General features: G+C 65.2%; 16 protein-coding genes and 2 tRNA genes. 9 read left to right on the top strand and 9 right to left on the bottom strand.

The annotated features are described in order from the left end of the window. Window positions 1-403: 403 nt before the first annotated feature. From G0D83_RS00295 to G0D83_RS00270, 6 genes are all read right to left on the bottom strand, one after another. Window positions 404-1,606 carry a polysaccharide lyase family 1 protein gene (locus G0D83_RS00295; protein WP_164188577.1) on the bottom strand — a complete coding sequence of 401 codons (1,203 nt, stop codon included), beginning with the start codon at window positions 1,604-1,606 and terminating at the stop codon, window positions 404-406. A gap of 101 nt (window positions 1,607-1,707) precedes the next feature. Next, window positions 1,708-2,697 (bottom strand): UDP-glucuronic acid decarboxylase family protein, encoded by a 990-nt coding sequence (locus G0D83_RS00290; RefSeq protein ID WP_203595009.1) that lies wholly within the window; start codon window positions 2,695-2,697, stop codon window positions 1,708-1,710. A gap of 61 nt (window positions 2,698-2,758) precedes the next feature. After that, on the bottom strand, window positions 2,759-3,751 hold the full coding sequence (locus G0D83_RS00285) for a sulfotransferase (RefSeq protein ID WP_164188575.1): 993 nt from the start codon (window positions 3,749-3,751) through the stop codon (window positions 2,759-2,761). A 142-nt stretch (window positions 3,752-3,893) separates the two neighbouring features. After that, window positions 3,894-4,175: a hypothetical protein gene (locus G0D83_RS00280; RefSeq protein ID WP_159099537.1), complete on the bottom strand. Its 282-nt coding sequence runs from the start codon at window positions 4,173-4,175 to the stop codon at window positions 3,894-3,896. Window positions 4,176-4,415: 240 nt separating this feature from the next. Then, window positions 4,416-5,660: a glycosyltransferase gene (locus tag G0D83_RS00275; RefSeq protein WP_164188573.1), complete on the bottom strand. Its 1,245-nt coding sequence runs from the start codon at window positions 5,658-5,660 to the stop codon at window positions 4,416-4,418. A gap of 62 nt (window positions 5,661-5,722) precedes the next feature. Next, window positions 5,723-6,889, bottom strand: a complete 1,167-nt coding sequence (locus G0D83_RS00270) for a hypothetical protein (RefSeq protein ID WP_159099536.1) — start codon at window positions 6,887-6,889, stop codon at window positions 5,723-5,725. Window positions 6,890-7,211: 322 nt separating this feature from the next. On the opposite strand from G0D83_RS00270, the gene G0D83_RS00265 reads away from it, so the two are divergent. Both G0D83_RS00265 and G0D83_RS00260 read left to right on the top strand, forming a co-directional pair. Continuing rightward, entirely contained in the window at window positions 7,212-8,657 is a 1,446-nt protein-coding gene (locus G0D83_RS00265; RefSeq protein WP_164188571.1) for a lipopolysaccharide biosynthesis protein, read from the top strand. A 199-nt stretch (window positions 8,658-8,856) separates the two neighbouring features. Continuing rightward, complete coding sequence (locus G0D83_RS00260) at window positions 8,857-10,335, top strand: O-antigen ligase (RefSeq protein WP_164188569.1); 1,479 nt, start codon at window positions 8,857-8,859, stop codon at window positions 10,333-10,335. 230 nt (window positions 10,336-10,565) lie between these two features. Here G0D83_RS00260 and G0D83_RS00255 read toward each other — a convergent pair. Further along, window positions 10,566-10,641 (bottom strand) — tRNA-Lys (locus G0D83_RS00255). Between the two features lie 23 nt (window positions 10,642-10,664). Next, window positions 10,665-10,740, bottom strand: a tRNA-Lys gene (locus G0D83_RS00250). 179 nt (window positions 10,741-10,919) lie between these two features. Between G0D83_RS00250 and dapF the strand changes: the two genes are divergently transcribed. From dapF to G0D83_RS00230, 4 genes are read left to right on the top strand one after another with little or no spacing between them, the layout of a single operon-like run. Further along, on the top strand, window positions 10,920-11,753 hold the full coding sequence (dapF, locus tag G0D83_RS00245) for a diaminopimelate epimerase (protein WP_164188567.1): 834 nt from the start codon (window positions 10,920-10,922) through the stop codon (window positions 11,751-11,753). Then, on the top strand, window positions 11,750-13,012 hold the full coding sequence (mtaB, locus tag G0D83_RS00240) for a tRNA (N(6)-L-threonylcarbamoyladenosine(37)-C(2))-methylthiotransferase MtaB (RefSeq protein ID WP_164188565.1): 1,263 nt from the start codon (window positions 11,750-11,752) through the stop codon (window positions 13,010-13,012). Before dapF ends, mtaB begins: the two co-directional genes overlap by 4 nt. Window positions 13,013-13,016: 4 nt before the next feature. Then, a complete protein-coding gene (locus tag G0D83_RS00235) occupies window positions 13,017-13,643 on the top strand; it encodes an FMN-binding negative transcriptional regulator (protein WP_164188563.1) in 627 nt (208 codons plus the stop codon). Window positions 13,644-13,682: 39 nt separating this feature from the next. Continuing rightward, entirely contained in the window at window positions 13,683-14,387 is a 705-nt protein-coding gene (locus tag G0D83_RS00230) for a phosphatidylcholine/phosphatidylserine synthase (RefSeq protein WP_108967501.1), read from the top strand. Between the two features lie 82 nt (window positions 14,388-14,469). Here G0D83_RS00230 and G0D83_RS00225 read toward each other — a convergent pair whose 3' ends face one another. Next, entirely contained in the window at window positions 14,470-15,279 is an 810-nt protein-coding gene (locus G0D83_RS00225; RefSeq protein ID WP_164188561.1) for an ABC transporter permease, read from the bottom strand. Between the two features lie 123 nt (window positions 15,280-15,402). Here G0D83_RS00225 and G0D83_RS00220 point away from each other — a divergent pair, with 123 nt between their 5' ends. From G0D83_RS00220 to rimO, 3 genes are all read left to right on the top strand, one after another. Next, window positions 15,403-16,008 carry a GcrA family cell cycle regulator gene (locus G0D83_RS00220; protein WP_164188559.1) on the top strand — a complete coding sequence of 202 codons (606 nt, stop codon included), beginning with the start codon at window positions 15,403-15,405 and terminating at the stop codon, window positions 16,006-16,008. A gap of 178 nt (window positions 16,009-16,186) precedes the next feature. Further along, complete coding sequence (locus tag G0D83_RS00215; protein WP_164188557.1) at window positions 16,187-17,968, top strand: SLC13 family permease; 1,782 nt, start codon at window positions 16,187-16,189, stop codon at window positions 17,966-17,968. Window positions 17,969-18,163: 195 nt separating this feature from the next. Then, on the top strand, window positions 18,164-19,528 hold the full coding sequence (gene rimO / locus G0D83_RS00210; protein ID WP_164188555.1) for a 30S ribosomal protein S12 methylthiotransferase RimO: 1,365 nt from the start codon (window positions 18,164-18,166) through the stop codon (window positions 19,526-19,528). Window positions 19,529-19,530: the final 2 nt, after the last annotated feature.

Raw genomic sequence — 19,530 nt, 5'->3', positions numbered from 1 at the left:
ATATCCTCGGAAAACTCAAGGAGCCTGGGAAAAACCCTAGCCAAAAAGCAAAATGCAAACGGTGCCGCATAGACGCGCGGCGATCATGAAAACCTTCGTGATGCTCGGACTTCGGCCAGAAACTGCCTCAAATGTCCCCTGACCAATACGGGGACAGATCGTTTTGTATGTTAATTAAAGCGCATCATTCTGTCGAAAATACTAACTTTATGGGCCAGCGGTGCAAAGCTGTTTTTTGGGACCTAGACCGCAAACCCGGAACAACTAGGGACTTCGTGGGCTTGTCACGCAAAGGTTGCACGGACACTGTGCAGCACGTCGCAACAATAGCTTCTCCCACCAAATCAGGCGCCTCGCTGTCCAGCCCCATTTTTTCCCAAGTTTCGCCTTTAATGGCGGGGACTTAGTTCGAACTTTGTGCGGCCTCGCCCGCATTTCCTCCCGCCTTTCTCGGCAGGCGGCCCTGGATCACCTGCCGGGGCGAATCGATGATGTACCCGGTGCGTCCCCTCACCTCTTCGAGGAGCCGAAGATCAGTGGCATCAACCTGAGGGTGGCGCGCGCCCGCGTTGGCGAGCACGGCGTCCTCGACCTGCGCCGAGGGGATCACCGGCGCTCCGCTGCCTGCGAACGCCGGGGCTTTCGAGAGCGCGACCTCCGCATCGGCGCGGATCTCGCCCTCGGTGTCCGATACGTAGAAGTTCGGGCCGGGACGCCCCGCGTCCTGCAGGTGAAGTGGCGGCCGCTCGACGCTGTTCGGTCCGGGGATGTAGACATTGCCGATGATGTTGACCGTCGAACCGGTGCCCTGAAAGCCGCTCGGGCCCCAATTGTACACCAGGTTGTTGATGAACTCGATCTGCCGGCTGTCATCCTTGATGTTGGGGTTGCGATGCCGGTTATGCGCGAGAAGATTGCCGATCACGGTGATGCGCTTGGCCGAGCCGCCGCCGATAAGAAGCCCCATGCTGTGCCGCCCCTTGGGATGGATCGACTGGTCGAGCGCCTCGGCGATGATGTTGTTGGAGATGGTGACATCGGCCACGTTGCCCCAGACCGCGAGGTTCTCGTCGACCGCCCAGCTGATCGAATTGCCCTCGATCAGCACATTGCGGATCGGCTTGGATCCGTCCCCGATCGACAGCCCGTCGCGGTTGTCGGGCGCATCGCCCGGACCGTCGCCCGGGCGCAGGTGCATCCCGCGCACGATCACGTTGCTGCCCACCACCCGCAGCCGTCCGCCGGTGAGGGTGATCCCCCCCGGCGCGCTGCGACCATCGAGCGTGACGTCCGGTCCGATCTGGATCTGGTGCGACAGAGCTATGGTCCCCCCGACATCGAAGTGGATGATGCGCGGCCCCTGCTCCTGTTCGGCGGCCCAGCGGAGACTGCCCGGCCCGTCGTCGGCCAGCGTGGTCACGTGGATGGTGCGGCCATCACCGCCGCCACGGGTCAGGGCGCCGAAACCAGCCTGCTCCGGGTCATCCGCCGAGGAGGCGGTATCCGCCCGGACGAGGTCGACGGGCAGCGAAAATCCCGCCAAAGCGGTCGAGAGAATGAAACATGCCAGCACCATACGGCGCCGAGGAGACACAAAAAGGGTCATCACCTGCTCCCATGAAGAACAACGTCACACCCGGACGCCGGAGCGACCGGGCTCACTAGGGTCGGTCGGAGCACGCGCCGCCAGCGGCGCGCGCCTTCTGCTCAGGAGGTCGTCTGCATCTGGCGGGACTTCTTGCCGAGCAGGTCCTCGAAGTAGGCGATGGTCTTGGCGATGCCCTCGGAAAGCTCGATCGAAGGGCTCCAGCCGAGATGCTTGCGCGCGAGGGTGATGTCGGGGCGGCGCTGCACCGGATCGTCGCTGGGCAGTTCCCGCGACACCAGCTTCGACTTCGAGCCGGTTTGCGCCACGATCATCTCCGCAAGCTGCTTCACGGTGCATTCCTGCGGGTTGCCAAGATTCACCGGGCCGGTGAAGCCTTCGTCGGTGGCCATCATGCGCATCATGCCCTCGATCAACTCATCCATGTAGCAGAACGACCGGGTCTGGCTGCCATCGCCGTAGATGGTAATGTCCTCGTCGTAGAGCGCCTGCCGGATGAAGTTCGACACCACGCGGCCATCCTGCGGGTGCATGCGCGGACCGTAGGTGTTGAAGATGCGTACCACCTTGATCGGGAGGCCGTGCTGGCGGTTGTAGTCGAAGAACAGCGTCTCGGCGCAGCGCTTGCCCTCGTCGTAGCAGGAGCGCACGCCGATCGGGTTCACATTGCCCCAGTAGCCTTCGGCCTGCGGGCTGACCAGCGCGTCACCGTAAACTTCAGAGGTCGAAGCCTGCAGGATCGGGCATTTCAGCCGCCGCGCCAGCCCCAGCATGTTGATCGCGCCGTGCACCGAGGTCTTGGTCGTCTGCACCGGGTCGTGCTGGTAGTGGATCGGCGAGGCCGGACAGGCGAGATTATAGATCTCGTCCACCTCGACATAGAGAGGGATGGTCACGTCATGGCGCAGGAACTCGAAACGCGGATTGCCGAGCAGATGCTCGATATTGCGTTTCGTGCCGGTGAACAGGTTGTCGACGCACAGGACCTCTGCCCCGCGTTCCAGCAGCCGGTCGCACAGATGCGAGCCCAGAAAACCCGCCCCCCCAGTGACGAGGATGCGCTTTCGACTGTCGTAATTGCGCTTCAACATGGTGCTTCCTTTTCAAAAAAATGAATCAAATCAGTCACAAAAAAACATGTCGCCCAGGGGATCATCCCACCGCGGCGGATTTGGGCCGCGCCGGGTCCGGCATCGGCCAGCCCAGATCGGCGAGGTCACGTCCGACAAGCAGCTGGAGCAGCAGCATGTCCTCGGCGTAGGTTGCCGCGATCTCCTCGGCGAGGTCGGCGGGGACCGGCACCTTGGCGAGCTTGGCGGTATTGAGCGCATCCAGTTTTTTCAGCAGTCCCAGCGACTCGAGCCCGAAGGCGCGCTTGATCGGTCGTGACACGAGCTGGCGCGCGGGACCGGCCCGCGTCACCACGTAGCGCACCAGCTTCGAGCGCGCTCGCTTGGCCTCGTTGATCGAGGGGAAGTCCCGCCGCCCGTCGTCCTCGAGACCGAGGAACGCCAGAGTCCGGCGGTAGATGCCGGGCGTGTCCGCCCGCATGTCCTCTTGGAACAGCACCAAGACCCGATCGCGCGGCACCCGGGCGTAGAGCCGTGAGAGCATTTCTCCGAAAGCGGCGGTGCGCTTGTAGAGCAACGTTGACGGGGCGCGACAGCTGCGGGGGATGTTCTTGCCCGCAGCGCGCGCATCCGAGAGGTCCCAGGCCGTGCGGAAGTCCTCTTCGCTCTCGTCGAGCGCATGGATCAGCTGCCGATGCAACGAGGCCAGCATCTTCACCGGATTGCGCAACATGACGATGAATTTCGCATCGGGCCGCGCCTTGAGGATCTCGGTGATCGCGCTGTCCGAATAGAGATACCAGACCGATCCTTCCATCAGCACCTCGGCCTGCGGACCCGGCGCGAAGGTCGCGCGATAGGCTTCAAGGTCATCGCACAGGCACAGCCCGCGCAGGTCGCGCGAAAAGTAGTGCGGCTCCTTGGGGTTGCTGAAGCCCACCCCCGGGTGCCCCGCAAGATAGTGTCCCAACGCCGTCGTGCCGCATTTCGGCGCGCCGATCAGGTAGGCGGCGGGCGGAAAGAGGTCCGCCCGAGATATTGGTTCGGGATCAGACGGAAGGGAATGCGTCGACACAGGCAGCGTCTCCTACTGCGTCGCCGGTCGCCTCGGGCCACGGCGCCGCAGCGGCGCCAGAGTGAATTTCGGGATGATCGCACGGATCGAGGCCATAAATTGGCCGATTTGCGGGGCCGTTCGGAGCGCCCGGGTCAGACGATCAGAGGATGATCGACAGAAAGAACCCGGCAAGAGCGCCCAAAAATGCAATCCCGATCCAGGCAACCGCCCCAAGGCTGAAACCAACGATGAATGAAATAAGCCAAGCGTAAAAAATTGCGGTTAGCGCACAAGAAATAATGAGTATCGCCTGCCGGACATACTGGCGGTCTCGCCGCGGCGGCCGTTCAGCCTGCTTGTCCATGGGCGATGTTTGCGACGGGTCTGCAGAACCGCGACCGCGCGTGACACGTAGCCTCCTTTCTAGAGTGTTGAGTGGCATCTTCCAATCCTGACCAATCGGAGAAGATCCGAAGGTGTTTCAGCCGGGTTGGCAATGATGACCGACACTTGGTCCCCCTAAACATTTGGGACAAATTCCAAAAATATGGACCCGGACCAAAACCAGCGGCGGACCCGTTGCGCGTTACTATGCCCCGACGATACGCAACCGCCGGAAGACGCGTCAAGGAATTAAGACCTGCGCGCCGGGAGGCACACCGAAGAGTGACCGTTCTGCCCGTCACCGCGGCACCCGCCGAGGTTGCAGGCGGGGCGCGGGAACATCCGGCCGCGCCCTGTGCCAGTCGCTGCGGCGACCGGTCTCGGCGTAGATCGCCAAGAGCCGCTCAACCCAGGTGGCCACGCCGTAACGCCCCAGCGCCCGCTCGCGGACCGCATGGGCGGTGCGCTCCGCCAGGCCCTTCGTCTCGATCATCTCGAGAACGCCCCGCGCCAGTGCCTCCGGATCGCGTGGCCGCACGAGAATGGCGCCGGTCCCCTCCAGAACCAGCGCGTTCTCGCCCACATCGGTCACCACTGGCGGCAGCCCGTTGGCCATGGCCTCGAGCAGGGAGACCGGCGCCCCTTCCCAATGCGACGCGCTGACAAAAATGTCGCTGGCCGCCAGCACTTCGGGGATGTCGCTGCGCATGCCCAGGAAGCGCAGCTCGTCGCCAAGGCCGAGTTGTCCCGCTTGCGCGAGAAGGGCTTCGAAGCGCAGGGCGTCGCGGGCGTCGCCGACAAGCAGCAGAACCGCCTGCGGTGCCCGCGCGCGAATCGCGGCGAAGGCATCCAGAAGCACCTCATGCGCCTTCTGGCCGATGATGGCGCCGACGCAGACAAGCGCGACTTGCTCGTCGCCGAGGCCAAGCTCGCGGCGAAGCCGCGCCCGCGCGCCGAAGGGGGCCACCACGTTTTCGGAAACCGCATTCGGCACCACCCGGCAGCCAGCCGGCCCGATCTCGCCCGCCGCGGCCACGGCGACGGCCTCGCCGACAGCGATCTTGTTGACTCCGGGCAGGCGCATGGCGATGCCCTGCAACAGGCGCCGGCCGGGGCGAATTCTTCGCACCGAGGGTTTCACATTGTGGATCGTGGTGATGAAGGGGATCCCCAGCAGGCTCGCGGCATAGGCCCCGAGCGTGCTCGATGAGGCGAGATGCGCGTGCAGGTATTCGATCCGGTGGGCCCGCAGCGCCGCGACCAGCCGCCGGAAGCGCCCGAGGTCCACGAGATTGCGCCCCGGCAGCAACACCACCTTGGTGCCCGTGTCCCTCAGCCGCTGGAGGAACGGCGTCTCGAGATCGCTCAGCACGAACACCGTGAGGCTCATGTCCGCCCGCCCGCGCACCGCTTCGGCAAAGGTAAGCACAAGCCGCTCGGCGCCGCCAGTTAACAGGGTGTCGATCATGTAGCCGAGGCGCAACGGCGCCGGATCGTCCACGGCAAGCGCATGGCCTTGCAGATCAATCTTCGCAGCCTTCATGGGAAAGTCCGCCTTGCATAAGGGAGGCAACGCGCGGCCGGACCCGGTCGCGCGCGTCTTGCTCAGCGCGCCAGATGCGCCGGACGATCGTCGCCGCGCGGCGATTGCTTCATCACTGTCACCCCGGGCGCATGCAGATCTTCCTCTCGGGTCTTCTTGGGCCGCGAGGCCAGCAGGAAGGCGATCATGTAGGCTGCAAAGGCAGCGATCCCCGCAACGATGATCGCGATGGCGAACTGCGCCTTTGGCGACAGGCTGACCGGGTTTATCGGCGGCGTGCCCTCTTCGATCACCCGCACGTTGTCAAAGCCCGAGACCTCCACCGCCCGCGCATCGCGCAACCGCAGGTCAAGCTCGGCGATCCTTTCGGTCTGCGCTTCCTGACGTGCCTGCAGGAGCCGCGCCTTCGGCATCACCTCTGACAGGCCCGAAATATGAGATTGGGTGTTCTGGAACTCCTGCTCGAGATAGCTGATCCGGCTCTGCGCCTCCTCGATCTCCGTCTCCGCTTCCAGCGCATCCGCCTCGAAGCCCAGCCGGTTTTCCAAAGATGCCTTGCGCTGTTGCAGCGAGATCATGTTCAGCCGCGCCTCGCGCAACTCGGCATTGAGCGCGACCTCGTCGCGCACCGCGTTCTCGTATTCGATCTGCAGACCGGTCGCATCGGGTGCGCCGAGCAGAGCGATCAGCGCCGCGTCGATCTCTTCGGCTTCCTGCTGCGCCTTGTCCAACCGCGCCGTGATCGTGGAAAGCTCGCGCTCTGTGTACATGACCCGGCGGTGATCGAGGAAGGCCTCGACCAGCGCGTTCACCAGTTCCGCCGCGATCACCGGATTGCTGTGAAAGACCGACACCTTCACCACGTAGGATCCGGTGATCAGCTCAATCATCGTGCTTTCATCAAGCCAAATCGTCGCCTCGACGAGTCCCTCCGCGGTGTCGGGCATGTTGGGGTACACACGATTCAGACCCACCTTCTCGATCGCCTTGCGCACCAGCTTGGGGTTGTCGAGAAGCAGCATCTCGGCGTTCACAAAGCCCTGGAAGTCCCCGGCGTTGGGCGCACGGATATCCGTGAGGCTGGGGTCTGGCACGTAGACATATTCGCGCCCGAGAGCGAAGGACACCAGCGACCGCGCCTCGAACGTGGGGGTCGACTCCTTGATGGCGAAAAGCATGGGGGTGAGAGTTGCGCCGAACACGACAATAGCAAGAATGATGCGTTTCACGGTCAAACCAATCCATGGACACCATGCGGCGTCGGTAAAAAAGAAATAGAAATAGATCAAAAATGTAGTCTTCCGGGGAATGACTGTAGCACTCGCGCCGCCCTGCGGCAATATTTCGAACGGCTTGCGGCAGAGTTCACACGCAAGTGAGCGCCCTTTGGGTCCGAACGCGGCAATCTTGGGCAGCAGTCCGTCCAAGGCGGTTTAAAGCTTTGCCCTGCGCGGGGATGCCCTTAGACTGATCTCGATTCTCACGCCCGGCCACTGCATTTTTCAGGTCGGATTTTTCATTTTTCTCCTCATGTTTTCGAGGATTTGCTGCATGGTATTCTCTCCCGGCAAGGCCACCTCCAAGAACCTGTTCTGGGCCTACCTCTCTTTCATCTCCACCAAGCTTCTGAACTTCGTCGCGGTCATCATCATTGCCCGCTACGTCGATCCGGTCGAATTCGGCCTGATGGCGATCTGCCTCGCGATCATGGGCTATTTCGAGATCATCTCGAAGTTCGGCCTCGGCGCGGCGCTGATCTCGGTCAAGGATCGGCAAGAGGAGACCGCCAACGCGGTCTTCTACTGCGCGATCTTCACCTCGACCCTCATGGCGCTGCTGCTCTGGTGGGGCTCGGGCGCAATCTCCGGGCTCTTCGAATCGCCCGAACTGGAGCCACTTCTGGGCACCGTCTGCCTGGTGCTGGTGATCCGCGCGCTCGGCTCGGTGCACTACAGCCTGCTGTTCCGCGAGCTCAACCTGCGCAAGAAGCTGGTGCCCGACGTGGCGCAGGGCCTGGCAAAGGGGCTGATCTCGATCGCCCTCGCGATCCTGGGATACGGGGTGTGGTCACTGGTGATCGGCTACGTCGCCGGAGCGCTGGTCTCGACGCTGCTGCTCTTCTGGATCCGACCCTGGAAGCCCAGCGCCCTCCCAGACTGGCCAACCGTGCGTTACGTGATGAGCTTCGGCTCCTACCTGATCGGCGCCGAGACCATCAACGCCACGCCGCGTCTGCTTGACAACCTGCTTGTCGGCAAGTTCCTCGGGCCGGCGGCGCTGGGAATCTACGCCATCGCCTATCGAATCCCCGAGCTGGCGATCAAGAGCTTCACCTCTGTCGCGGGCACGGTGCTCCACCCCGTGATGTCGAAAATGCAGACCCACCCCGAGGATCTGGCGAAATACTACTACCAGGCGCTGCGCTACTGCGCGCTGCTGATGTTCGGCATCGGCGCGGCGATCGCTGTGCTCGCCGAGCCCACCGTGCATGTGCTCTACACCGAGAAATGGTACGGCATGGTCGCGCCGATGCAGTTCATCGCGGCCGCCCTCGCCGTCAGCACGCTGAACATGGTGCCCGGCGAGCTGCTCAAGGCGGTGAGCCGCACCGACCTCATGTTCCGCGCCGCGCTCTTCAACCTGCCAATCTTCATCCTGCTGCTGGCCGGAGCGATCCCTTTCGGCATCACCGCGGTCGCCGCGGCGCAGCTCGCGATGGCCTTCATCCGCTTCATCCCGATCTACTTGGCCACCAAGCGGGTGATGAACGTGACGATTGCCAAGATATTCGCCGCGCTGCGCCCGGCGCTGATCTGCGCCGCCAGCGCCTCGCTGGCCGCCTTTCTGGCGCTTCAGATGCACACCGGTTCCGAGCTGCTGCGCCTGATGGCTGGAGCCACGGCCTTCGCGGCGGTCTATCTCGTCGCGCTCCGGGTGATGCTGCCAGGAGCCTTCGCGGCCGGGCATCGCTTCATCCTAAAGCGGAGGCGCGCATGACACCGCCGAGACAGCCGCGGACCGCGGTGCAAGCCACTTCGAGTTTTGCCAGCTCCCGCCCCGGGCAGGGCCGGCGCGACCAAGCCGGCTGGGTGCCCCTGCACCATGCCATGCGCGAGATTCTCGGAAACGCCCGCTCGCGGCGCGGCGCAGCCACACCAGCCCCCTCCGAAGGCCGGACCCGCACGCGGAGGCCGGAATGAGCGACGCCACCCTCCCCCCACGCAAGGGCTTTGACTGGCGCGGTTCGGCGATAATCCTGGTCTGCGGTCTCTTTGCCATGGCGGCCAGCTTCGTGCTCCTCGGCCGTGACACCCTGCTGATCGCTTTCCCCTTCGCCCTGCTGATCTTTGCCGTCGGCATCCGCTTTCCGATGATCGCGCTGGCGGGTCTTCTGGTCCTGATCATGACCAACATGTCGGACAACCTGATCGAGTCCTTCGGGGCCCCTTCGCTCGCGAAGATCACCGCACCCGGTCTCTTCGTGCTGCTGGCCGCGCGCTACGCGGTCTACCGCGAGCTGCCCTATATACCGCGCATCGCGATCATCTTCCTGTCGATAATCTTTGCCATGAAGATGCTGAGCGCGACCTACGCCCTGCGCTGGGAGCTGAGCATCGCGCTCTCGATCGACTTCCTCAAGGAAGCCGCGGTGGCGATCCTGGCCCTTGCCTTCATGAACAACAAGCGCGGCTTCGAGACCGTGGCGCTGTCCACAGTGCTGCCCATCGTATTGATCTGCGGGCTTGGCCTTTACCAGCTGCTGGTCGACTACTCGCCCACCGGCTTTTTCGGCTTCTCGCGGTTCACCTATGGGTCCGGCCGGTTCTCGGGGATGCTGTTCGACCCCAACTTCTTCGGTGCGATCGTGGTCTTCGTCCTGCCGCTGGGACTTTTCCACCTGCTCAACGCGCGCAGCCCCACCAAGATGTTGCTCTGGACCCTGGCCTGCGGCATCCTGATCGCCGGGCTGCTCGCCACGCAGTCCCGCGGCGCGCTGATCGGGCTTGCCCTCGGACTGGTGGTTCTGAGCACCAGCTTCACCCGCAAGCAGTTCGTCGCCGCTGCGGCGATCGGCGGGCTGGTGGTGGTCTTGGCCGGTGTTTTCGCCGGCGACCGCTTTATCGACCGATTCACCAGCATATTCGACACCGCCGCCGCGGGAGCGGCGCAGGACACCAGCACCGAAGGCCGCCTTGCGAGCTGGACGGTGGCCTACAACCTCTTCAACGAGCATCCTTGGCTCGGAGTCGGCGTAGGCAACTTCAAGGTCCACTACCAGAACAACGCGCTCGAGGACGGGCTGATCTTCCGCGGCGAGGCCCGGGCGACTCACAGTCTTTACCTCGAGTTCCTCACCGAGCAGGGGCTGATCGGGCTGATGGTCTTTCTCGGCTTCGCCGCCTTCGGCGCTGTGAGTTTTTTCCGAGGCGCCGCGCTCGCGCGCAGCGTCGGGGACGAGCTGATGGCAAGGCGGCTGGTCGCCTTCTGCGCCGCCTTCGTCGGCTATCTGGCGGCAATGACCTTTCTTCAGGACGGAATCCCGCGATTCCTCTGGTATGTGGTCTCGCTCGCCGCCGAGTCGCTGATGATCATCCGCTGCATCTACGCCGATCACCCAGCACTCCAGTTCAGGACCCGCCGCGTGACCGAGCCCTATCCCGTCCGGACCCGCTGACCGATTCTGCGTCGCCCGGCGAGCACGGACGCGGCCGGAATCACGCCTCCCCGGGCCAGCCAACCAGGGGAATGTTCAGCCGTGGCCATTGCACGGTGCCCGCTGACCGGGCCGAGCGGCGCGCAGGAAACGGCGACGGATTCGCGCGCGGCCCCCGCGGGCCCGATCAAGCCGCAAGACCCCAACGGGGTAAGCGCCAAGTCTTTTTCATATCGGGAAACTTGCCAGAGTGGTGAGCCGTGCAGGATTCGAACCTGCGACCCACTGATTAAAAGTCAGTTGCTCTACCAACTGAGCTAACGGCCCACTCTCTCGGGACTTTGACACAGTGGTGAGCCGTGCAGGATTCGAACCTGCGACCCACTGATTAAAAGTCAGTTGCTCTACCAACTGAGCTAACGGCCCACTGTGTGTGGGCGGCTTCTAGGAACTGTGGCGTGGGGGGTCAAGCGGAAAAATGACAATCCTGCCGAACTTCTCCCGCGGCCCTGGCCCCGCCCTTCGCCGGCGCATGCATTCGCAGCAAGGCTGCCCCCCGCAACGTAGGCTGGAAACGTACCCTCAAGAAGCGTATATGCGCCCGGATGAAACACACGCGCGCACAAAACTTGCCCTTCATGAAAATGCACGGGCTCGGAAACGACTTCGTCGTGCTGGACGCGCGTGCGCGCTCCGTCGTCATGACCCCTGCCCTCGCCATGGCGATCGCCGACCGCCACCGCGGCGTCGGCTTCGACCAACTGGCGCTGATCGAGCAGGGCAGCGGCGATGCGCATCTGACCTTCTATAACGCCGACGGCTCGACCGCGGGCGCTTGCGGCAACGCCACGCGCTGCATCGCGCGCTTCCTGATGGACGAGACCGGCAAATCCGAGCTCACCCTCACCACCGAGCGCGGCACGCTCTTTGCCCGCGACGCTGGTGAGGGGCTAACGTCTGTGAACATGGGCCCGCCGCAGCTCGAGTGGCACGAGATCCCCCTCGCCTCCGAAATGGACACGCTGGAGCTGCCGATCGAGGGCAAGCCCACCGCCACCGGCATGGGCAACCCGCACTGCACCTTCTTCGTCGAGGATGCCGAGTCGGTGGACATCGAGAGCTTCGGCCCGGCACATGAACATCACCCGCTCTACCCGCAGCGCACCAATGTGCAGGTTGCGAGCCTGATCGGCCCTGACCACCTGCGGATGCGCGTGTGGGAGCGCGGCGCAGGGCTCACGCTGGCCTCGGGCTCGTCCTCCTGCGCCACCGCCGTTGCCGCGGCGCGCCGCGGCCTCACCGGGCGCAAGGTGACCATCGAGCTCGACGGTGGCACGCTGCAGGTCGACTGGCGCGAGGATGGCGTCTGGATGACCGGCCCCACCGCCCACGTCTTTGACGGGCATTTCACCCACGACTGGCTGGAGATGGTCTCGTGACAGGCGCACCCAAGTTCACCACCCTCGGCTGCCGTCTCAATGCCTATGAGACCGAGGCGATGAAGGATCTTGCCGCGCAGGCCGGCATGGAAAACGCGGTGATCGTGAACACCTGCGCCGTGACCTCCGAGGCGGTGCGCAAGGCGCGGCAGGAGATCCGCCGCCTCCGCCGCGAGAACCCCGATGCCAAGGTCATCGTCACCGGCTGCGCCGCGCAGATCGACCCCGACAGCTTTGCCGCGATGACCGAGGTCGACGCGGTCATCGGCAACACCGAGAAGATGGCTCCCGAGACCTGGTCGCGACTGTCGAACGGCTTTATCGGCGAGACCGAGCGGGTCATGGTCAACGACATCATGTCGGTGACCGAAACCGCCGGCCACCTGATCGACGGCTTCGGCACCCGGTCGCGCGCCTACGTGCAGGTGCAGAACGGCTGCGATCACCGCTGCACCTTCTGCATCATCCCCTATGGCCGCGGCAATTCCCGCTCGGTCCCCGCCGGTGTGGTCGTGGACCAGATCAAGCGGCTGGTGCAGCAGGGCTACAACGAGGTGGTGCTGACCGGCGTTGATCTCACCTCCTGGGGTGCCGACCTGCCGGGGACGCCGCGGCTTGGCGATCTGGTCATGCGCATCCTCAAGCTGATCCCCGATCTGCCGCGCCTGCGCATCTCGTCGATCGATTCCATCGAGGCCGACGAGAACCTGATGCAGGCCATCGCCACCGAACCGCGGCTGATGCCCCACCTGCACCTGTCCCTTCAGCACGGCGACGACCTGATCCTCAAGCGCATGAAGCGCCGCCACTTGCGCGACGATGCCATCCGATTCTGCGAGGAGGCGCGCAAGCTGCGCCCCGAGATGACCTTTGGCGCCGACATCATCGCCGGCTTCCCCACCGAGACCGAAGAGCATTTCGCCAACTCGCTGAAGCTGGTCGAGGACTGCGACCTGACCTGGCTGCACGTCTTCCCCTACTCCTCGCGCCCCGGCACCCCCGCCGCACGCATCCCGAGCAAGGTGAATGGCACCGTGATCAAGGAGCGCGCCGCCCGCCTGCGCGCCGCCGGAGACGCTGCCGTGGAGCGCCACCTCGCCGCCCAGCCCGGCCGCACCCATCACATCCTGATGGAGAGCCCGGTGATGGGCCGCACCGAGCAGTTCACCGAGGTGCTCTTCGACAGTCCGCAGACCGAAGGTGCCATCGTCACCGCGGCGATCACCGGCATCCGCGGCACCCAGCTGACGGCGGCCTGAGCCGGTGCACCCAAACTCGGTCTTTCGCCGCACTGAGAAGGCCCCGAGCCTCGAGCTGGTGCGCGACCGGGCCTTCGGCACGCTGGCGGTCAGCGCCGAGGGCGCGCCGCTGTTGTCACATGTGCCCTTCCTGCTGTCCGAGGATGGCTCCTACGCCGATCTGCACCTCGTTCGATCGAACCCGATCTGCCGCGCTGCCCGCGAGGGAACCCCGGCCAGGCTCGCGGTGAGCGGTCCTGATGGCTACATCTCGCCCGACTGGTACGGCGATCCCGGACAGGTGCCGACCTGGAACTACGTCGCCGTCCACCTCATCGGCCGCCTTGCACCGCTGCCACACGAGCAAATCGACCTGTTGCTCGCCGCGCAAAGCGCCGCCTTCGAAGGCAGGCTTGCCCCCAAGACCCCCTGGACCATGGACAAGATGGACCCTGAGGTCCGCAGCAGGCTTCAGCGCATGATCCTGCCTTTCCGCCTGCACATCGACGAGATCGACAGCACCTGGAAGCTCTCGCAGAACAAGACAGCGCAGATGCGCCTCTCCGCGGCCGCACACATCGAGACGGGCTTCGGCCAGGAGCTCGGCGGGCTGGCCACGCTCATGCAGGATCCTCCGCCAGACGAGGCGTGATGATTGCAAGGCGCGCGCAGATCGGTCATGTCAGGCGGCATGACCCTGAAAACCCGTGCTCTCATCGTTCACCTGCTGACCGCCACCGGCGCGGTCTTCGCCATGCTCGCCATGCTTGCCGCCGCGCAGGAGCAATGGTCGATCATGTTCCTCTGGCTGGTCGTGGCCTTCTTCGTCGACGGCGTCGACGGACCGCTGGCCCGCAAGTACGACGTGAAGTCGAACGCGCCGCGCTTTGATGGCGTGCTGCTCGACCTGATCATCGACTATCTGACTTACGTCTTCATCCCGGCGTTCGCGCTTTTCCATTCGGGCCTGCTGCCTGGCTGGACCGGCTGGATCGCGATCATCATCATCACCTTCGCCTCGGCGATGTACTTCGCCGACTGCAGAATGAAGACTTCGGACAATTCCTTCCACGGCTTTCCGGGCTGCTGGAACATGCTGGTGCTGGTGCTCTTCGCGCTGCAGCCGAACTTCTGGGTGATCCTCGCGCTGGTGAGCCTGCTTGCCGTGGCGATGTTCCTGCCGCTGAAGTTTATCCACCCCGTGCGCACCGAGCGCTGGCGCCCGCTGTCGCTGCCCATCGCCATTGCCTGGACGTTCTTCGCCGGCTGGGCCGCCTGGGTCGATTTCCACCCGCAGAGCTGGGCGCACTGGGGCCTCGTTGTCACCTCGGTCTACCTGCTGTTCGCCGGTATCGCGCAGCAGGTCGTGCCGCAGGCCGAAGCGAAGCGCGCCTGACGAGGCGTCTTTTCCGAGAGAGCACACGAACAAAAAAAGGGGGCCAAGGCCCCCTTTTCATCGCCTGCATCCCGCAGTCGGCTCAGGCCTTGAGCCGCCAGCCGGTGCGGAACAGCCCCCACGCCATCAGCGAGACCAGCAGCGTGGCGAAGATCGCCACCGCGGCGCCGAGCGCCGGATTGGCGTCGGAGACACCCAGCACGCCATAGCGTGCCCCGTCGATCAGGTAGAAAACGGGGTTGAAATGGGTGATCTCGTAGAGCCCCCGGGGCAACGCCTCGACCGAGTAGAAGGTGCCCGACAGGAAGGCGAGCGGCGTGACAATGAAGTTGGTGATCGCGGCCATCTGGTCAAACTTGTTGGCAAAGAGCCCCGCGACGATGCCCACCGCCGACAGGAAGGCCCCGCCAAGGAGGACGAAACCCAGCACGATCATTGGATGCGCCGGCACCAGCCCGGTGGTCACCCAGAGCCCCACCAGGATCGCGCAGGCCACCACCAGCCCGCGCGCGACTCCGCCCGCGAGATAGCCGATCACCAACTCGAAGGGCGCGAGCGGCGGCATCAGCGTGTCGACGATATTGCCCTGCACCTTGGAGATCACGATCGACGAGGAGGTATTGGCAAAGGCGTTCTGGATCACCGTCATCATCAGGATGCCCGGCGCGATGAACCGGGTGAAGGGCACCCCCATCACCTCGCCACGGCTCGGGCCTATCGCGATGGTGAAGATCACCAGGAACAGCCCCGCAGTGACCAGCGGCGCCAGCAGGGTCTGGGTCCAGACCGCGAGGAAGCGCTGGGTTTCCCTGCGGCAGAGGGTGGCGAGTCCGAGCCAGTTCACGGCACCGAACCGGCGCGCTCCGGGCTCATGGCGGGGTTGGCTGTCCATAAGGTCTCCTTTCCGTCTGGGTCCGGCTTGTAACTCGCCGGTTGATGACTACAATAGGCCCCCTGATGGAATTTTCAGGCGGCTCTGGATCACGGGCCGCTTTTTCTCAAGCAAGGATCGGACATGTCCTGGACGGATGAGCGCGTCGAGCTTCTCAAGAAGATGTGGGCCGAGGGCCAGTCGGCCAGCCAGATCGCCAAGGAACTTGGCGGCGTCACCCGCAACGCGGTGATCGGCAAGGTGCACCGGCTCGGCCTGTCGAACCGCACCGCCCCTGCGGGCGCGGCGGCCCCTGTCGCCCCGGCGGCCCCTGCCAAGGAAGCCAAGCCTGCGCCCAAAGAGGCCAAGGCCAAGCCCGCCCCGAAACCCGAACCGGCCGCAGCCTCCGAACCCGCGCGCGAGACCGCCACGGCAGTCGAGACGCGCCCGGCCCCGCTCGGCCCGTCGCGCAAGCCGATCGTGCCCGCGGGCCAGCCGCTGCCGCCGCAGCCCTCGGCCAACGAGATCAGCCCCGAGGCACTGGCCAAGGTCAGTGAGATCGAGAAGAAGGCGAAGAAGCTCTCGCTGATGGATCTCACCGAGCGGACCTGCAAGTGGCCCGTGGGCGACCCCGCGACCGACGACTTCTGGTTCTGCGGCCTGCCTGTGCAGCAGGGCAAACCCTACTGCGAGGCGCATGTGGGCGTGGCCTTCCAGCCGATGTCCTCGCGCCGCGACCGCCGCCGCTGAGCCGCTCCGCAAGACCATCAACCGCCCGAGCCCTCCCGGCCCGGGCGGTTTTTCTTTGCCGCTTCCCCGCCCTCCCCGCGCAATATCGTCTGCCCGCGCGATTTTTCCCCGAACGGCAGGGGGTTGCGCAACCTACTCGCGCACTCCAGCGTTATACGAGACGCAAGAGTGAGCAGAGATGACAGACTATTTTTCGCTGATCGCCGACTATGACGCCGTGATCGCATTGGGGTTGATCGTCGGTCTCTTCGTTATCTTCATGCTCGAGCTCTATCCGCCCGAGGTGCCCGCCGCCGGGCTCGCAGCCTTGTTCGTGGCCTTCGGCTACGTCACGTCGGACCAACTCCTTTCCGTCTTCTCCAATCCAGCGCCGTTGACCATCGCAGCGATGTTCGTGCTGTCCGGCGCGCTGGTACGCACAGGGGTGCTCGAAGCGATCTCGGATCTGGTGATCAGCCAGGCGAAGGAACGCCCCGGCCTCGCGTTGGGGGTGATCCTGAGCGTGACCTTGTTCGCCTCGGGCTTTGTCAACAACACGCCTGTGGTCCTGGTGCTGATCCCGGTGGTGATCCGCCTTGCCGCCGCGCTCGGCAAAGCGCCGACCCGGCTGCTGATCCCACTGAGCTACGTGGCGATTCTCGGCGGCACCTGCACGCTGATCGGCACCTCGACCAACCTGCTGGTCGACGGCGTGGCGCGCGGCCAGGGGCTAGAGCCCTTCGGCATATTCGAGATCACCCCGGTGGGGCTGATCGTGGCCCTCGCCGGCGGCGCCACCCTCGCCCTGCTCGGACCGCTCCTGTTGCCGGACCGAGAGGCGAGCGATCCCGAGCAGATGCTGGGAGAGACCACCTTCCTGTCGGAAGCGGCGCTGGCCGATGACACCTACGCGGGCAAGCCGCTCTCCGAGATCGCACCGCTTGCGCGCGGCGGGGTGCGGGTGACCGGTCTGCGGCGCAAGGGCAGTCCTTTGCCCGCGCCCCTCGAAGAGCAGGTGCTGCAGAAAGGCGACACGGTGATCCTGCGCGCGCCCACTTCCGAGCTGCTGACCCTGCACGACGATCCGGGGTTGAAAATCGGCCTGCGCCGCGGCGAGCCGCCCGAGGGCGAGCTGGTGACCGTCGAGGTGGTCGTCTCACCGCGCAAGTCCTCGCTCGGCCGCAGCCTGCGCAGCATGTCGCTGGGACGGCGCTTCGGCGTTCGGGTGCTGGGGGCGCATCGCCACGAGCACAACCCGGGCCCCGACCTCGGCTCCGTCCAGCTGCGCCCGGCCGACAAGCTGCTGCTCGAGGGGCCCGCCACCGCCTTCCAGACGCTGGAGGACGAGGCGCAGCTTGTCTCGGTCAGCCGCCCCACCGGCCGCGCTTTCCGCCGCGGTCGCGCGCCGCTCGTGCTGGCGGCACTGGCCGCCGTCGTCGCCCTTGGCGCCCTCGGGCTGATGGACATCGCGACGCTCTCGATCATCGCGGTCGCGGCGATCCTCCTGTTGCGCTGTATCGATGCCGATGAGGCCTGGGGGGCGATTGACGGCTCGGTGCTGGTGCTGATCTTCGCGATGCTTGTGGTCGGCCTCGGGCTGCAGAACACCGGCGCGATGGACCTGCTGGTCAGCTGGCTGGCGCCGCCGATCTCTGGGCTGCCGCCCTTCTTCGCGCTGCTGGCGGTCTACCTGCTGGCCTCGCTGCTCACCGAGACCGTCACCAACAATGCCGTCGCCGTGGTCTTCACCCCGATTGCCATCGGACTCGCCGAGAGCACCGGGCTCGATCCCCGCGCGCTGACGATGGCGGTGATGTTCGGCGCCTCGGCCAGCTTCGCCACGCCCATCGGCTACCAGACCAACACGTTGGTCTACGGCGCCGGGAACTACCGATTCTCCGACTTCCTGAAGATCGGGCTGGCGATGAACCTCGTCGCCGCGCTGGCCGCCTGCGGCGGGATCCTCTGGCTGTTCGGCTAAGGCAGCGAAGGGGCGATGCCCCTTCGGCGCTGCGCGTTCGACCCCTGCGTGACTGAAAAGAGAAGAAGTTTCGGGGGGCACTGGGGACTTCTTCGCCGCTCCAAGTACGCCTGCCCGTCCGCCCCCAGACGCACGGCGCCGCGGATTGACGCGCCGCGCGCGACCACCCTTTTCGCAGAGCGAGAGAGCGCGTATATGCCGCCCATGCAGAATCCGCCCGATCTTCGCCCCGACCTTGCCCGCGCCCGCGTCATGGAAACCCGCCGCGACGGCCAGCCGACCATCGGCATGGTCTCGCTTGGCTGCCCGAAGGCGCTGGTCGACAGCGAACGCATCCTCACCCGGCTGCGCGCCGAGGGCTATGGCATCTCGGCCGACTACGCCGGCGCCGACGCGGTGATCGTCAACACTTGCGGGTTTCTCGACAGCGCCAAGGCCGAAAGCCTCGAGGCGATCGGCGAGGCGTTGAAGGAAAACGGCCGGGTCATCGTCACCGGCTGTCTCGGCGCCGAACCCGAGTATATCACCGGCGTGCACCCCAAGGTGCTCGCGGTGACCGGCCCGCATCAATACGAGCAGGTGCTCGACGCGGTGCATGGCGCCGTGCCGCCGGTTCCCGATCCCTTTGTCGACCTGCTGCCGGCCTCGGGCGTGAAGCTCACGCCGCGCCACTACAGCTACCTGAAGATCTCCGAGGGCTGTAACCACAAGTGCAAGTTCTGCATCATCCCCGACATGCGCGGCCTGCTGACCTCGCGGCCGCAGCGCGCTGTTCTGCGCGAGGCCGAGAAGCTGGTCGAGGCGGGCGTGAAAGAGCTGCTGGTGATCTCGCAAGACACCTCAGCCTATGGCACCGACTGGAAGAATCGGGACGAGAAGTTCCCGATCCTCTCGCTGGCGCGTGAGCTGGGACAGCTCGGCGCCTGGGTGCGGATGCATTACGTCTATCCGTACCCGCATGTCCGCGAGCTCATTCCGGCGATGGCCGAAGGGCTGGTGCTCCCCTATCTCGACATCCCCTTCCAGCACGCCCATCCCGAGACGCTGAAGCGCATGGCCCGCCCCGCCGCCGCAGCGCGCACGCTCGACGAGATCGCCGCCTGGCGGTCGGACTGCCCGGACATCACCCTGCGCTCGACCTTCATCGTCGGCTACCCCGGCGAGACCGAGGATGAGTTCCAGACCCTGCTCGACTGGATGGACGAGGCGCAGCTCGACCGGGTCGGCTGCTTTAAATACGAGAATGTCGACGGCGCGCGCTCCAACGCGCTGCCCGATCACCTGCCCGAAGAGATCAAGCAGGAGCGCTGGGAGCGATTCATGGAGAAGGCGCAGGCCATCTCGGAAGCCAAGCTCGCGGCCAAGGTCGGCACGACGATGCAGGTGCTCGTGGACGAGGTCGACGAGGAGGCCGCCACCTGCCGCACCAAGGCCGATGCGCCGGAGATCGACGGCAACCTCTTCATCGACGAGGGCTTCGAACACCTCAAGCCCGGCGACATGGTCACCGTCGAGGTGGACGAGGCCGGCGAGTACGACCTCTGGGGCCGGCTGGTCTGAGA

Source organism: Salipiger sp. PrR003 (genome assembly GCF_010500785.1).
In the GTDB taxonomy this organism is placed as follows: Bacteria; Pseudomonadota; Alphaproteobacteria; order Rhodobacterales; family Rhodobacteraceae; genus Salipiger; species Salipiger pacificus_A.
This window is presented reverse-complemented; position numbering and strand designations above follow the sequence as displayed.